At 31.5% G+C, this 14,990-nt stretch carries 10 protein-coding genes; 9 read left to right on the forward strand and 1 reads right to left on the reverse strand.

The genetic code is table 11. From position 1 onward, the window contains the following. Positions 1-19: 19 nt before the first annotated feature. The gene (locus HNV10_RS01065) at positions 20-1,627 is read left to right on the forward strand and encodes a UxaA family hydrolase (protein ID WP_173299481.1); all 1,608 of its coding nucleotides are present in this window, start codon (positions 20-22) and stop codon (positions 1,625-1,627) included. 75 nt (positions 1,628-1,702) lie between these two features. Here HNV10_RS01065 and HNV10_RS01070 read toward each other — a convergent pair whose 3' ends face one another. After that, on the reverse strand, positions 1,703-2,737 hold the full coding sequence (locus HNV10_RS01070; protein WP_173299482.1) for a LacI family DNA-binding transcriptional regulator: 1,035 nt from the start codon (positions 2,735-2,737) through the stop codon (positions 1,703-1,705). 284 nt (positions 2,738-3,021) lie between these two features. Between HNV10_RS01070 and HNV10_RS01075 the strand changes: the two genes are divergently transcribed. The 8 genes from HNV10_RS01075 to HNV10_RS01110 all read left to right on the forward strand — a co-directional run bounded on the left by HNV10_RS01075 (position 3,022) and on the right by HNV10_RS01110 (position 14,989). After that, positions 3,022-4,500 (forward strand): glycoside hydrolase family 28 protein, encoded by a 1,479-nt coding sequence (locus tag HNV10_RS01075; protein ID WP_241695437.1) that lies wholly within the window; start codon positions 3,022-3,024, stop codon positions 4,498-4,500. A 43-nt stretch (positions 4,501-4,543) separates the two neighbouring features. Next, complete coding sequence (locus tag HNV10_RS01080; RefSeq protein ID WP_173299483.1) at positions 4,544-7,669, forward strand: SusC/RagA family TonB-linked outer membrane protein; 3,126 nt, start codon at positions 4,544-4,546, stop codon at positions 7,667-7,669. A gap of 10 nt (positions 7,670-7,679) precedes the next feature. Beyond that, a complete protein-coding gene (locus HNV10_RS01085) occupies positions 7,680-9,290 on the forward strand; it encodes a RagB/SusD family nutrient uptake outer membrane protein (protein WP_173299484.1) in 1,611 nt (536 codons plus the stop codon). 374 nt (positions 9,291-9,664) lie between these two features. Continuing rightward, a complete protein-coding gene (locus tag HNV10_RS01090; protein WP_173299485.1) occupies positions 9,665-10,672 on the forward strand; it encodes a DUF4861 family protein in 1,008 nt (335 codons plus the stop codon). A 4-nt stretch (positions 10,673-10,676) separates the two neighbouring features. Then, the gene (locus HNV10_RS01095) at positions 10,677-11,111 is read left to right on the forward strand and encodes a cupin domain-containing protein (RefSeq protein WP_173299486.1); all 435 of its coding nucleotides are present in this window, start codon (positions 10,677-10,679) and stop codon (positions 11,109-11,111) included. A gap of 8 nt (positions 11,112-11,119) precedes the next feature. Then, positions 11,120-12,334, forward strand: a complete 1,215-nt coding sequence (locus tag HNV10_RS01100; RefSeq protein WP_173299487.1) for a glycoside hydrolase family 88/105 protein — start codon at positions 11,120-11,122, stop codon at positions 12,332-12,334. 10 nt (positions 12,335-12,344) lie between these two features. After that, positions 12,345-13,388: a Gfo/Idh/MocA family oxidoreductase gene (locus HNV10_RS01105; RefSeq protein ID WP_173299488.1), complete on the forward strand. Its 1,044-nt coding sequence runs from the start codon at positions 12,345-12,347 to the stop codon at positions 13,386-13,388. Next, entirely contained in the window at positions 13,385-14,989 is a 1,605-nt protein-coding gene (locus HNV10_RS01110; RefSeq protein WP_173299489.1) for a DUF5060 domain-containing protein, read from the forward strand. The genes HNV10_RS01105 and HNV10_RS01110 overlap by 4 nt, the downstream gene beginning before the upstream one ends. Position 14,990 lies beyond the last annotated feature (1 nt).

A 14,990-nucleotide genomic window follows, 5' to 3' on the forward strand; every position in this document is an offset into this window, starting at 1 on the left:
AAGATAACCTATTATTAGGATGCAAAACAAAATAATAAAAGTAAATTCATCAGATAATGTTGCTGTGGCTTTAATAAATTTAAAGGCAGGAGAGGTTATTGCTTTTGAAGAAGAACAAATAAACATATTATCAGACACAAAATCAAAACACAAAATTGCTTTAAATAGATTTGAGCCTGGAGATAGAATTATCATGTATGGTGTTCTTGTGGGAACAGCTAATAGCACTATAGAAAAAGGAGATGTTTTAACTATAAAGAATGTTAAGCATCAAAGTGAAAAAGTATTTGGTAAAACAGAAACTTTTAACTGGACAGCTCCTAACGTAGATAAGTGGAAAGATAGAACTTTTTTAGGCTATCATAGAGAAGATGGACAGGTAGGAACAGAAAATGTATGGTTGTTTTTTCCTTTAGTATTTTGTGAAAACAGAAATGTTGAAATTTTAAAAGACGTTTTTGAAAAAGAGTTATTAAAACAAAAAGTTAATCCACATCAAATGCTCTTGCGCTCATTGGTTAGTGGTAATGAAGAAACCGAAGTTGCATCAACTTCATCAGATGTTTTTAATAATATTGATGTAAAATTTATTACGCATCCAGGTGGTTGTGGTGGTATTAGACAAGATTCAGAAAGTTTAGCTAAATTACTAGCAGGCTATGTAAACAACCCTAATGTAGCAGGAGCAACTGTACTTAGTTTGGGTTGTCAAAACCTTCAAATTAATATTTTTCAGGAAGCGCTAAATAGCATTAATAAGAACTTAAGCAAACCCGTTCTAATTTATGAGCAACAACAAATGGGAACAGTTGATCAAATGCTCTCTACGATTATTAAAGATTCTTTTGAAGCAATAAAAAAGGCGAATCAAATAGAACGTAAACCAGCACCTTTATCTAAATTAAAAATTGGATTAGAATGTGGTGGATCAGATGGTTTTTCAGGAATATCTGCCAACCCTACTTTGGGAGCTGTTTCAGACATGTTAACTGCTTTAAACGGAACAGCCATTTTAGCAGAATTCCCTGAGTTATGCGGAGTTGAACAAGAGTTAGTAAATCGTTGTGTTGATGATGAAAAAGGGGCAAAGTTTTTAAAATTAATGAAGGCCTATGAAAAATCTGTAGTAGACGCTGGATCAGGATTTGATATGAATCCTTCACCAGGAAATATTAAAGATGGACTTATTACAGATGCTATGAAATCTGCTGGTGCAGCCAAAAAAGGTGGCACATCACCAATTCAAGATGTTTTAGATTATGGCGAGTATATTACCAAGCCAGGTCTCAACCTGTTATGTACACCAGGAAATGATGTAGAAAGTACTACTGCTATTGTAGGTTCTGGAGCTAATATGGTTTTGTTTACTACTGGTTTAGGAACACCAACAGGAAACCCTATTGCACCAATAATTAAAGTGTCTTCGAATACTGAACTTGCAGAAAAGATGCCTGATATTATAGATATTGAAACTGGAGCTGTGATTCGTGGTGAAAAAACCATTGAAGAAATGGCTGATGAAATGTTAGAATTCATTATAAAAGTAGCCAGTGGAATAATTACCACAAAAGCTAAACTTTTAAATCAGAATGATTTTATCCCTTGGCGAAGAGGTGTTTCTCTTTAAAGTTAATTTATGTTATATAAAACGCCAAGATTTAATCTTGGCGTTTTTATTTTATAAGTATAAGTGAGCTTAATGTTATTTGGTAATGTCCTTCTTTAAAGAAGATTTCCTAATTAATAATTCAGGTGTGAGTACAACTTTTTTTTCAATTTTAGATTTATCGGTATTATTAACCTGTTCTAAAAATACGTTTGCAGCAATTTTTCCCATTTCAACAGGAGATTGATCAACGGTAGAAATTGATAGCTCCATAAATTTTGTGAAAGGCTCATTTGCAAATCCTACAATACTAATATCGTCTGGAATTTTAATGTTATTAGCCTTTAGTTCTTGTATAGCTCCTAAAGCAGCATAATCACTAGAAGAGAAAATACCATCGGGTGGATTTTTTAAACTTAATAATTTCTTAACAGCATTTCTACCATCTTCAACTGTACTGTTAATTCTAATAACATAATCTTCATTAAACTCAATGCCTTCATCTTCTATAGCTTGTTTGTACCCAAGAAAACGATTATTAAATATTTCTAAAAGAATATTACCAGATAAATGAGCTATTTTTTTACAACCTTGCTCAATTAAATGTTTAGTAACTTTATAACCCGCTTCAAAATCATTAATTGTTACAGAGCTAACACCTTCAATATTTGCCTTTCTATCAAAAAATATCAGCGGAACTTGCTTTTTAAAAATTCTATTAAAGCTTTTATTTTTATAGACATCAACATTCGAAATAGACATTAAAACACCATCTACTTGAGCATTTAAAAGCGTGTTAATGTTTTCAATTTCAATGTTTTCATCATTATGAGTTTGACAAATAATCACATGGTATCCATTAGCGAATAATTCTTCTTCAATACCTCTAATTACAGATGCAAAAAAATTGCTATCTATACGAGGTACAATAACGCCTACATTATTACTCTTACCACTTTTAAGCGCTAAAGCAAGTTTGTTTTGCTCGTAATTCATTTCTTTCGCCGTTTCTAAAACAAGCTCTCTTGTTTTTTTGCTAATTTTAGGACTATTATTTAAAGCTCTAGAAACAGTAGCAGCAGTTATTTCTAACTTTTTGGCTATATCGTAAATAGTAGTTTTCTTACCCATCAATTGTGTGATATTGTTTAAAGTTGTATTGTAAAAATAAGACTTTAATAACAAAAATCTAAGTGTTATCGATTACAATATTAAAAAATAATCAAGGACATAAACACCATTACATAGATTCAGCATTAATAATATGTGATTTATTAACATAAAATTAAGGAAAACAATGAAAACACTTGTTTGTTCAAAGATAATTTATTATTTTCGTGCAATCGATTACATTTTACAGAATACATGTTTATCCGGAGATTTTTATTAAATGTGCTTTTATTAAATAAATTTTTATGAAAAACATAAAAAAAGCAGTTAGAGTTTTTAATAAACAAATTGGTCTTAAAAGGTTGGTTTATCTTATGGCCTTACCTGTTGTTTTTATTGCATGTAAAATAGAGGTTAGCGAAGAAGTTGCAAATGTAACCGACAAAAATTCTCCTTGGCAATTAATGCGTCAAATAGTTGATAATTTAAAAGAGCCAACCTTTCAAGATATATCTTATAACATAGTTGACTTCGGAGCAATCGCAGATGGTGTTACAAATAATTCTGATGCGTTTAGTAAAGCAATAGAGAAGTGTTATGAAATGGGAGGAGGAAAAGTTATTGTACCTTCTGGTAAATTCTATACAGGACCAATTCATTTAAAAAGCAACATTAATCTTTTCCTAGAAAAAGGATCAGTAATAGTATTTAGTACTAACCCTTCAGATTATTATCCATTGGTGCATACTTCATACGAAGGAATGGAATTAATGAATTATTCACCTTTAATTTATGCTTATCAAGCAAATAATATTGCTGTAACAGGAGACGGTGTGTTAAATGGTCAAGCTAGTAATGAGAATTGGTGGCCTTGGAGCATGGGAAATAAATATGGTTGGAAAGAAGGAATGCCATCACAAAGAGATAGTTTAAACCTTCCTAGATTAATGAAATTTGGAGAAAACGGAAGTCCTCTAAACAAAAGGGTTTTTGGAGATAATCATTATTTAAGACCAACATTTATTGAGCCTTTTAATTGTTCAAATGTATTAATTAAAGGCGTAAAAATTATTAACGCTCCTTTTTGGGTTATACATCCTATAAAATCTAAAAATGTTATTGTAGATGGCGTTACGATAGATTCTCATGGTCCAAATAATGACGGTTGCAATCCAGAGTATTCTAAAAACATATTAATTAAGAATTGCACTTTTAATACAGGTGATGATTGCATAGCTATAAAAGCAGGTAGAGATGGAGAAGGCAGAAGAGTAGCTATAAAAAGTGAGAATATAGTAGTGCAAAACTGTAAAATGATTGATGGTCATGGAGGTGTTGTAATAGGCAGTGAAATGTCCGCTGGTGTATCTAATGTTTTTGTAGATAATTGTACGATGGATAGTCCAAATTTAGACAGAGCAATCAGAATTAAAACAAATTCTAGAAGAGGAGGTACTGTAGATGGCGTTTATGTAAGAAATATAGAAGTAGGTCAGGTTAAAGAAGCGGTTTTAAAAATTAACATGTTTTATGGGATTTATAGTAACCAAACAGGAACCTTTATTCCTGAAGTTAGAAATATACTGTTAGAAAATATTAACGTTAAAAATGGAGGTGAATTTGGAATTTTAGCAAGAGGTTATGTGGAGTCTCCAATACAAAATGTAACACTAAAAAATGTGGTAATAGCAAAAGCTAAAAAAGAAATCTCTATAGAAAATGTTGCAAACATTAAATTAGTAAATACAAAAATTAATGGATTGCCTGTTGAAGAAATAAAATGAATAATAAATAAACAATAACTAATCTGAATTAAACAATTAAATTATGAACATCAAACTTTTATTTAGAAAATCACTAAAATTGTGTTGCACAATTTTCCTTTTTCTGAGCGTGCTCATGGGTAATGAAATGTATGCTCAAGAAAGAAGTACTCCTGTAAGCGGTACTATTATTGATGAAACTGGATTGCCAATTCCTGGTGTAAACATTTTAGAAAAAGGCACTAGTAATGGAACAACCACAGATTTTGACGGTAAGTTCTCTTTTATGGTTACTAATTCAGATGCTGTATTAGTTATTAGTTATGTAGGCTTCGCAAGTCAGGAAATTAATGTAGGAGAAAGTAATGTCATTAATATTACACTTAAAGAAAGTTCAGAATCATTAGACGAAGTAGTAGTGGTTGGTTACGGAACTGTTAAAAAATCAGATCTTACAGGATCTGTTAGCTCTATTAGTGCATCTGATGTAACAGAAAAAAATGTTACTAGCCCGTTAGAGGCCATTCAAGGTAATATACCTGGTGTGCAAATTTCTTCATCTTCTGGTCGTATAGGAGATGGTTTTGATATTACAATTAGAGGTAATAACTCATTATTGAGTGAAACAAAACCATTATTTGTAGTAGATGGTGTGCCAACAGATGATATTTCTTTTTTGAATCCTCAAGATATAGATAGAATAGATGTTTTAAAAGATGCATCATCTGCTGCAATTTATGGTTCAAGAGGTGCAAGTGGTGTAATAATTGTTTCAACTAAAAGTGGTAAATCTGCTAAATCTGGTTTAAATATTTCTTATGAAACTTCTTTTGGTACAAAAGAAGTAGCAAGATTACCAGAAATGATGGATGGATCAAAATGGTGGTACTATCACCAATCTGCTTATTTCGCAACAACTAATGGAGGAGATGCATCAACAACAACTGCAGATATGTTAGCAGCTTCTGTTGTAGGTACTGCCAACACTGTGCTTTTAGAAAGAGCTACAAATAATGATACGTTTGATTGGTATGACGCTGTGCTTCAAAGTGGAACACAACAAAATAACTATTTAAGTATTAACGGAAGGGCAGATAATGGATTATCATATAATTTAGGTTTAGGGTTGCAAAGCGAAACAGGTAATGTACCAAATGAATCCATTGATAAATACACATTTAAAGTAGGTGTAAACCATAAAATAAATAAGAAATTTTCAACAGGAGCTAATATTACAGTTGCTCGCACTGATGAACAATTAGGTAGTGATGTTGCAATGCGAGAAGCCTTTAGATTAAACCCTTTCCTAACGCCTTGGAAAATAGATGAAAATGGCAACGAACTTGTTGGTGAATACCAAGATCAACCTGGTAAATTAAGATATCCTGATGGGTCTTATGCAATCAATAAAACAAGTACATTTAATCCATTATTAGAAATTGCCAATTCATCAAATGAAATTAAAAGATGGAGAACTTTTGGAAACTTGTATTTAGAATATAAACCTTTAGAATGGTTAACACTAAAGACTACTTATTCAGGAAATTATAATAATACTAGACAAGGCAAATTTTCAGGAGCTTTAACAAATGCAGGTATAAGTAATGAAAATCTTCCTTTGTCATCACTTACTAAAAGTGAGAATTATAACTATACTTGGGATAACCAATTTAATATAAATTACACTTTAAATGAAGATCACATTTTTAACTTTTTAGGATTACAAAGTCTGTACTCTAATGTTACAGAAAGCTCTTTTTTAAGTTCAAGACAGCAACCTTTTGAAACAGGATTCTATAACATTGGATCTGGTGAATCTGGAACATTTAATTTAGGTTCTAACTATATTAAAAAGACTTTAAACTCTTATGCAGTTCGTTTAAATTACGCATATAAAGATAAATACTTGGTTACTGCATCTAACAGATGGGATGGGTCATCTGTGTTATCAGCAGGTAATAAATGGGAATCTTTTCCATCGGTTGCATTAGCATGGAAAGCTAGTGAAGAATCTTTTTTAGCAGATAATGAAACTATTTCTAATTTAAAAGCACGAGTAAGTGTTGGGTATACAGGTAACGATAATGTAGATGCGTATTCAACTCTTAATGCTCTAAATCAACAATTATATTACGATTTTGATGGTACTTCTGCCAATGGATGGTTAGCAGAAACTTTAGCAAATAGTGAATTAACTTGGGAAAAAACTAGAGAATTTAATGTTGGTATAGACTTTGGGTTATTTAAAAATAGAATCACTGGTAGTTTAGATGTTTATGATAGATTGTCTGAAGATCTTATTTATGCACAAGCTCTACCTTTAGAGTCAGGATGGAAATCAACTTTTGCAAACGTTGGTTCTGTTAGTAATAAAGGGGTTGAACTACTTTTAACTACAAGAAATATTCAAACTGATAATTTAACTTGGAGTACTACATTTACTTTTACAAAAAACACTAATAAATTAGAATCTATTTATGGGCAAAGTGAAGTTTCAGATATAGGTAATAATCTTCATTTAGGAGAATCGTTAAATTCTTATTATAATTACGTGTTTGACGGTATTTGGCAAGCTGATGAAGCAGATGAAGCTGCCTCTTATGGGCAATCTGAGGGCCAAGCAAAAGTAAAAGATTTAAATGGCGATGGCGTAATTGACGCTAATAATGATAGAACTATATTAGGTAATTCTGATCCAGATTGGTCTGGAAGTTTCAATTCTAATTTAAAATACAAAAATTTTGACCTTACTATTTCTGCATTCACTAATCAAGGTGTGTTTGCTTATAGTGAATTCCACCAAAATTTCACTGATGTAAGAGATAGAGGTCGTCAAAAATTAGATATTGCAGATTGGTATATTCCAGCAAATGCTGCAGGTATTCCTGCTCAAGCATCAAACTCTTATCCTCAACCGCGTAATGCAGGAACTTACTGGAGAAATGACAGAGTTGGTTATTATAGAGATGCATCATTTATTAAAGTAAAAAATATAGCTTTAGGTTATACTTTAAGTGATGATGTTGTAGATAAACTAAAAATTAAGAGTTGTAGAATCTACGTTAACGTATTAAATCCATTTGTAATTACTGATTATGAAGGTTATGACCCAGAATGGGCTGTAGCAGGATATAATATTGCACGTGTAAGTTCTGTAACATATCAATTAGGTTTAAGTTTAAAATTTTAAAAAAAGAATTATGAAAAAAATATTAATATTAGGAATCTTAGCATTTGTTGTTAGCTCTTGCTCAGACTTTATAGAAGAAGATAATCTTGCGAATGCAGACGCAGAGACTTTTTATACAACCTCAGAAGGTTTTAATGCTTTAGTTAACGCCAATTACTCACAATTACGTGAAATATACGGTGGTGATGCTTACGTTTTCTGCGCTGGTACTGATTTATATGCAGTAGGGTCTGGTAGAGGTTCAGAACCAGAAGGACTATCTCAATATTCTCAACTAAATTCATCTTCTGTTGGTGTAGATCAACTTTACGAATCATGTTATGCGGCAATTCAAAAGGCAAATATAGCTTTGCATTATTCTGCGATCACTGCTCAAACCGATGAATTAAGTACATTAATTGGTGAGGTTAAATATATGAGAGCAAATGCATACTTTTTGTTAGTACAAACATATGGTGGAGTAGGAATTGTAACAGATTATATTGACTCTCCTACCCTATATTTTGATAGAAATTCTGCAGAAGAAGTATATGCCTTAATCTTAACAGATTTAGGAGAAGCTTTATCCATGGTAAATGATCAACCATTCTCTGGAAGAGTAACAAAAAGAGCTGTTCAACATTTATTAGCTAAAGTACACTTAACAAGAGCATATGAGACTTTTGCAGATGCAAATGACTTTGCTAACGCAGCAAGCTATGCTGAAGATGCAATTGCAGGTCAATCTTTATCCATTCCATTTGCCGATTTGTGGTTTCCAGGTAATGAGATGAATGCAGAGACCATTTTTTCTGTTCAATATGATGAAAGTTCTATTAGTGTAGATCCAACAGAATTAGGAAACAAGCAAGCAAATTATTTTGGACCTTATTTAGGAGGTTCTGAATTTGCAGGAGATGCAGGATGGAAAAGTTACACATTATTAGCTACAGATTTTGCTTTAGAATTATTTACTCAAGAAGATGAAAGATACGAAGCAACGTTTATGACAGAAGCTTATATGCGATATTTTGATGCTTTTGAAGTAGATGACACTAGTGGTTTAGAAGTTAGACATTATTACGCGCCTCAATGGGCTACTCAAGCAGATATAGATGCATATGCTGTATCACATCCAGAAGCACAAATTCGCTTATGGGGAACTTATGCAGCAGGTGTTGTTAGTGGTGACTACGAAACAATTCCGACTAAAAAGTTTGATGACCCAACCGTTCAATTTGTTGATGATGCTAGAGTAAGTTCTCGTGATATAGTTTTATCTAGACTTGCAGACACCTATCTTATAGCTGCTGAAGCTTATTTACAAACAAACCCAGCATTAGGCTTACAAAAACTAAATGCTGTAAGAGAAAGAGCAGGTTTAACAACTCCCTTAGCAGCATACGATATAGATGTACTATTAGATGAAAGAGCTAGAGAATTATTTGGTGAATATCACAGATGGTTCGATTTAAAACGTACAGGAAAATTAGTAGAACGTGCATCGTTGCATAATTATTTAATTGATGCTGCTAATTTTAATGGAGCTAATGGTGAACTTAAAATATTAAGACCGATACCACAAGCGGCTTTAGATTTAAATCAAAATAAAGATTTTCCTCAAAACCCTGCTTATAATTAAGAAGGTAGAAGATTTTTAATAATATAATTTTAGTAATTATTTTGTTTGAATTAGTTTTAATAAGCCTGATCCTTAAAATCAGGCTTATTTTTTATAAACTTTAGCGGTTTTTATGTTAGCTAAAAAATAGATATACGTTTTATATTTTGTTTTCAACCTAACTTCAAATTTTGCATTACAAAAACTGGAGGTTGATACTAGCTATACTATACAAAGCACTTTTAAAAAAGAAATAAAAACATTTTCAAACATTTCAATTGCTCTTTCTAATTCCATTGATAATATTTCTAAAACCGAAGATTTAATCCTTATTTTAAGGAAACAACAAAACATATTGTAACGTTTCTTGATAATCAATTTAAACCTAATTAATTATGAAAACCGTCAAATACATAATAATAGTATTCATGTTTATAAGCATTTTGGCTTGTAAAAATGAAGAAACGAAAGCAGTTTCAGAACAAGTTGCAAAAAAAGAGGTTAAGTCACCTGTAAAAACATATGCCGAAATCTCTATTGCAGAAGGCGGAAAATGGATTGATGGAGAAAGAGGTCATAAAGAATACAATGGTGGTACATCTTTTAAAAACGTAAACCAGTTACAAGTACCAGATAATCATACAGACCATACTTGGTATTTACGCTACGAAGGTCCAGGTTGGGAAAATAATAAAATTGGTTACAGATTGTATTTAGACTGGAGAAATGCTATTGATATCTTCGGGAAAACTACCGATAATATGGTGCTATCACAAGTTGGTCAAGATGGATTCGATTCTTATCATGAGACTCAATCTTGGGGACAAGACATTTTAAAAGTTGGTAAAGGTCTTGGTATTGGATCTATTGGAAGATTGGTTGACAATAATGTGCTTCATTTTAAAGAAGTAGATAATACGCATGCTACTATTAAGAATACCGAAAGTAATTCTACAGTCACCATTCAATACAAAGGTTGGAAAACTGGCAAAGATAAAATCGATTTAAAATCAACATTAAGTATTGCTCCAGACCAACGCTATACTAAACATACCATACAACCTTCAAAAGCTATAAATGGTATTGTTACAGGCATTGTAAATCATGGTGTTAATTTCATTCAAAAGGAAAATAAAAAATGGGCATACATAGCAACGTATGGAAAACAAACTTTAGTACCAGATAATTTAGGAATGGCAATTTTTTACAAATTAGAAACCACAACAGAAGTAAAAAAAGGCGCATACGATTATTTAATAGAATTTAAACCTACCACAAAACCAATTGTATTTTATTTTTTAGGTGCTTGGGAACAAGAAGTGGATGGCATTAAAACCGAAAAAGCATTCATTACTTATTTAAATGAAAAATTAGCCGAATTAAATAATAACGATAAACTATAAAGTCATGAAAAACCTTCTCCAAATAAAAACATCTATAGTGTTATTATTATGTTTTTCCTTTTTATTAAGTAATAATTTAAGTGCTCAAGAAAAAGAATATACAATTGATGATTGTGTAAATACCTTCAATAAAGAAGAGGCAATCCCAACAAATGTTGGGTATCAATATTGGTTTGCAGATAAAGATTTTTTAGATGGACGAACCATTAAAATGAGTGTTGTTTCTCCAGGAAAAGCAACACATGCACCACACAAACATCCAGAAGATGAGTTTTTCTATGTTCTAGAAGGTAAAGCCAAGTTTTATTTAGACGGAAAAGAAGTTATTGTTCAAGCTAATACAAGTTTATATTGTCCTTCAAATATTATGCATGGCATAAGTAATGCAGGAGAGACAGAATTAAAATACCTAGTTATTAAAAAATACGAAAAGAAATAAATATACCTATGAAAAACATAACACTAATTGCAATAATAGTATTAAGCTTTTTTACAAGTTGCAAAGAAGAAAAAAAGGAAGTTGTAACTGAAGAAACGCAACAAGAAGTAAAAATTTCTAGTTCCTTAAAATGGTCAGAACGTATGGCATTATCTATAATGAAACGTTTTCCAAAAGCGAGAGATGTCGATAATCACAAAACTATAAACTGGAATTACAAGCATGGTTTATTGGCTTTGTCGTTTGAAAAATTATACCAAGAAACAGGTAACGAAAAATATTTTGAATACGAAAAAGGTTATGCAGACGATTTAATTGATAGTACAGGAACAATTTTAAACTATGATATCGAGAAATATAACATCGATAATATCAATGCTGGAAAAATTCTTTTCTTCTTGTATGAAAAAACCAAAGATGAAAAATACTTAACTGCTATAAAGACTTTAAGAAAACAATTAGAGAACCATCCAAGAACCAATTCTGGTGGTCTTTGGCATAAAAAAATATATCCATACCAAATGTGGCTCGATGGTTTATATATGGGACAACCTTTTTATGCAAGATACATAGCAGAATACGAAGATGGTAAAAACTTTGACGATGTCGCACACCAATTCGAGGTATGTTACAAGCAAACCTATGATGAAAAAACAGGCTTGTTATTACACGCTTGGGACGAAAGCAAACAAATGGGTTGGGCAGATAAAACAACGGGGAAATCTCCAAATTTCTGGTCGCGTTCACTAGGCTGGTACGTTATGGCTTTAGTAGATGTGCTTGATTATTTTCCAGAAGACCATCCAAAAAGACAAATGCTAATACAACAACTAAACGACCTTTCTACGGCTTTAGTTAAAGTGCAAGATAAATCTGGAATTTGGTATCAGGTTCCTAATTTTCCTGATAGAGAAGGCAATTATTTAGAATCTTCTGGAACAGCAATGTTTGCATATGCATTTGCTAAAGGTGTTAGAAAAGGCTATTTGCCTTCAGAATTTAAAGACGTAGCAAACAAAGCGTTTGATGGACTTGTTAAAGAGTTGGTTAAAGTAGACGACAATGGAGAAGTACATTTAACGCAAACTTGTAAAGGTGCTGGTTTAGGAGGAAATCCTTATAGAGATGCTTCTTTTGAATATTATATAGGTGAAGCAAAACGAGTAAATAATCTTCATGGTACAGGACCTTTTATTTTGGCTGCATTAGAATTGAACAGATAAAATATCAAATATGAAATCAATAAACACAGCTTTATGTTCTTTCGGAATGAGTGGACATCTTTTTCATGGACCTTTTATTGATGTACACCCAAACTTTAATTTATATGGTGTTCTAGAACGTACTAAAAATTTAGCACAAGAAAAGTATCCAAATATTAAAACATTTAGGTCTTTAGAAAACTTGTTGCAAGACAATGCAATAGATTTAGTAGTGGTTAATACACCAAATATTACACATTACAACTACACTAAAAAAATAATAGAAGCTGGTAAACATGTTGTTGTAGAAAAACCTTTTACAGTTACAACTGCCGAAGCTCAAGAGTTAATTGATTTAGCAAAAAAACATAATGTTAAACTTTCTGTGTATCATAATAGAAGATGGGATAGTGATTTTAAAACAGTAAAAAAAATAATTGATGAAGGTGTTTTAGGAGATATTGTTGAAGCCGAATTTCATTACGATAGATTTGACCCAGAATTAAGCTATAAAACACATAAAGAAACACCAACAGAAGGTGTTGGAAGTTTATACGATTTGGGCTCTCATTTAATCGATCAAGCTTTACAGCTTTTTGGAATGCCTAATAGTGTTTTTGCCAGTTTAGATAGTTTTAGAAAAGACTCTAAAGTAGGCGATTATTTCGATGTTAAACTGTATTACACATCGCATTATGTCACATTAAAGTCCAGTTATTTTGTACGCGAACCACTTCCAGCTTATAGTATTCACGGAACAAAAGGCTCCTTTATAAAATCTAAAGCAGATATTCAAGAAACCGAACTTCAAAAAGAAATAAAACCCAATACTAATAATTGGGGAATAGAACCAGAATCCGAAAAAGGAATTCTTCATATTCTAAAAAACGGAGATTTTAATAAAGCATTTGTAAATACAGAACAAGGAGATTATATGGCTTATTACAATGGTATTTATAATGCTATCGCAAATAATAAACCATTACCTGTAACTGCACAACAAGCAACAGATGTTATAAAAATTATTGAAGTCGCAATACAAAGTAATCAAGAAAAAAGAATTATTGAATTATGAGAGTTTGTTTAGTATTACTGTTTTTATTTAGTTCTTTCAATGCATTTACACAAGAACAAATAGAGCAATGGAACCGTTTTGAAATTAGTTTAAAACACAAAACAAAAGGGAATCCGTTTCAAGATGTAAAACTTTCTGCTAAATTTTTTAATGCTGATACTACTTTCGTGGTTAATGGATTTTACGATGGTAAAAACGTTTTTAAAATTCGTTTTATGCCACAGCAAATAGGAAAATGGAATTATATAATATCGAGTTCTGTAGAAGAATTTAATTCAAAAACAGGAAGTTTTCAATGTGTTAAAGCATCAGCTGATAATCATGGAATGGTAAAAGTTAGTGAAACCTATCATTTTAAATATGCAGATGGTAACAATTACTATCCTTTTGGTACAACTGCTTATGCATGGACACATATGAAAGAGGAGCTTCAAGAGGAAACTTTAAAAACATTAGAAAAAGCAGACTTTAATAAAGTAAGAATGTGTGTGTTTCCTAAAAACTACGATTTAGTAAAAGAAGAGCCTAAAGTGTATCCTTTTAAAGTAAAAAAATTAGTAACTAATGCTAAAGGAGATAAAATTTTTATTTGGAATTTTGATGAATTTGACCCAGAATTTTTTCAACATTTAGAAAAAAGAATAGACGATTTAAATAAAATTGGTGTTCAAGCAGATTTAATACTCTTTCATCCTTACGATGGAGGTCGTTGGGGATTTGATTCTATGCCTCACAATGTAAATGAAAAATATCTAGAATATATTACAGCTCGATTATCGTCTTTTAAAAATGTGTGGTGGTCTTTAGCAAATGAATGGAATTATGTAGACGCAAAAACCATTGCAGATTGGGACGCCTTAACAGAAACTGTTGTAAATAATGACCCTTACAGACATTTATGTTCTATTCATGGTGCAACATCATCTTACTATAATTATTTAAAACCAGAATACACACACGTAAGTATACAAGATGAAGCACCTGTTTTAAATTCCTATTCTTCAGCTACATTAAGAAACATTTATAAAAAACCTATAGTGTTAGACGAAGTTGGATACGAAGGCAATTTAAAAAGACGATGGGGAAGATTAAGTCCAGAAAAAATGACACATTTAGTTTGGAATGGTGTCATTGCAGGAGCTTATGTAACACATGGTGAAGTTTATAGATTCAATATAGAAACAGATACTTTTTTCTGGGCAGATGGAGGTGTTCTTAAAGGAGAGAGTTGGAAACGAATTAAATTTTTAAAATCTATAATAGAAAATGCTCCAGGACCATTACATATGGCAGATATAAGCAGAGATTTAATAACAGCATCTTCAGGAAAAGGATTTTACTTAATGTATTTTGGTGAAGAAATTATAGAGTCTTGGGCATTTAATTTACCAAAAAAGAATGCAGAATTAGATAAACTTAAAGAAGGTGTAAAATTTAAAGTTGAAATTATTGATACTTGGGACATGACTATAACACCAGTTTCTGGAGTTTTTGAAACTAAAAAAGTAAACGATAATTATCGTCTGTATGATGCAGATTTAAAAGAAGTAAGATTACCACACAAGCCTTATATCGCTTTAAGAATTACTGAAATAAAATAGA

The sequence above is a fragment of the Winogradskyella litoriviva genome (genome assembly GCF_013249065.1).
Lineage (GTDB): Bacteria > Bacteroidota > Bacteroidia > Flavobacteriales > Flavobacteriaceae > Winogradskyella > Winogradskyella litoriviva.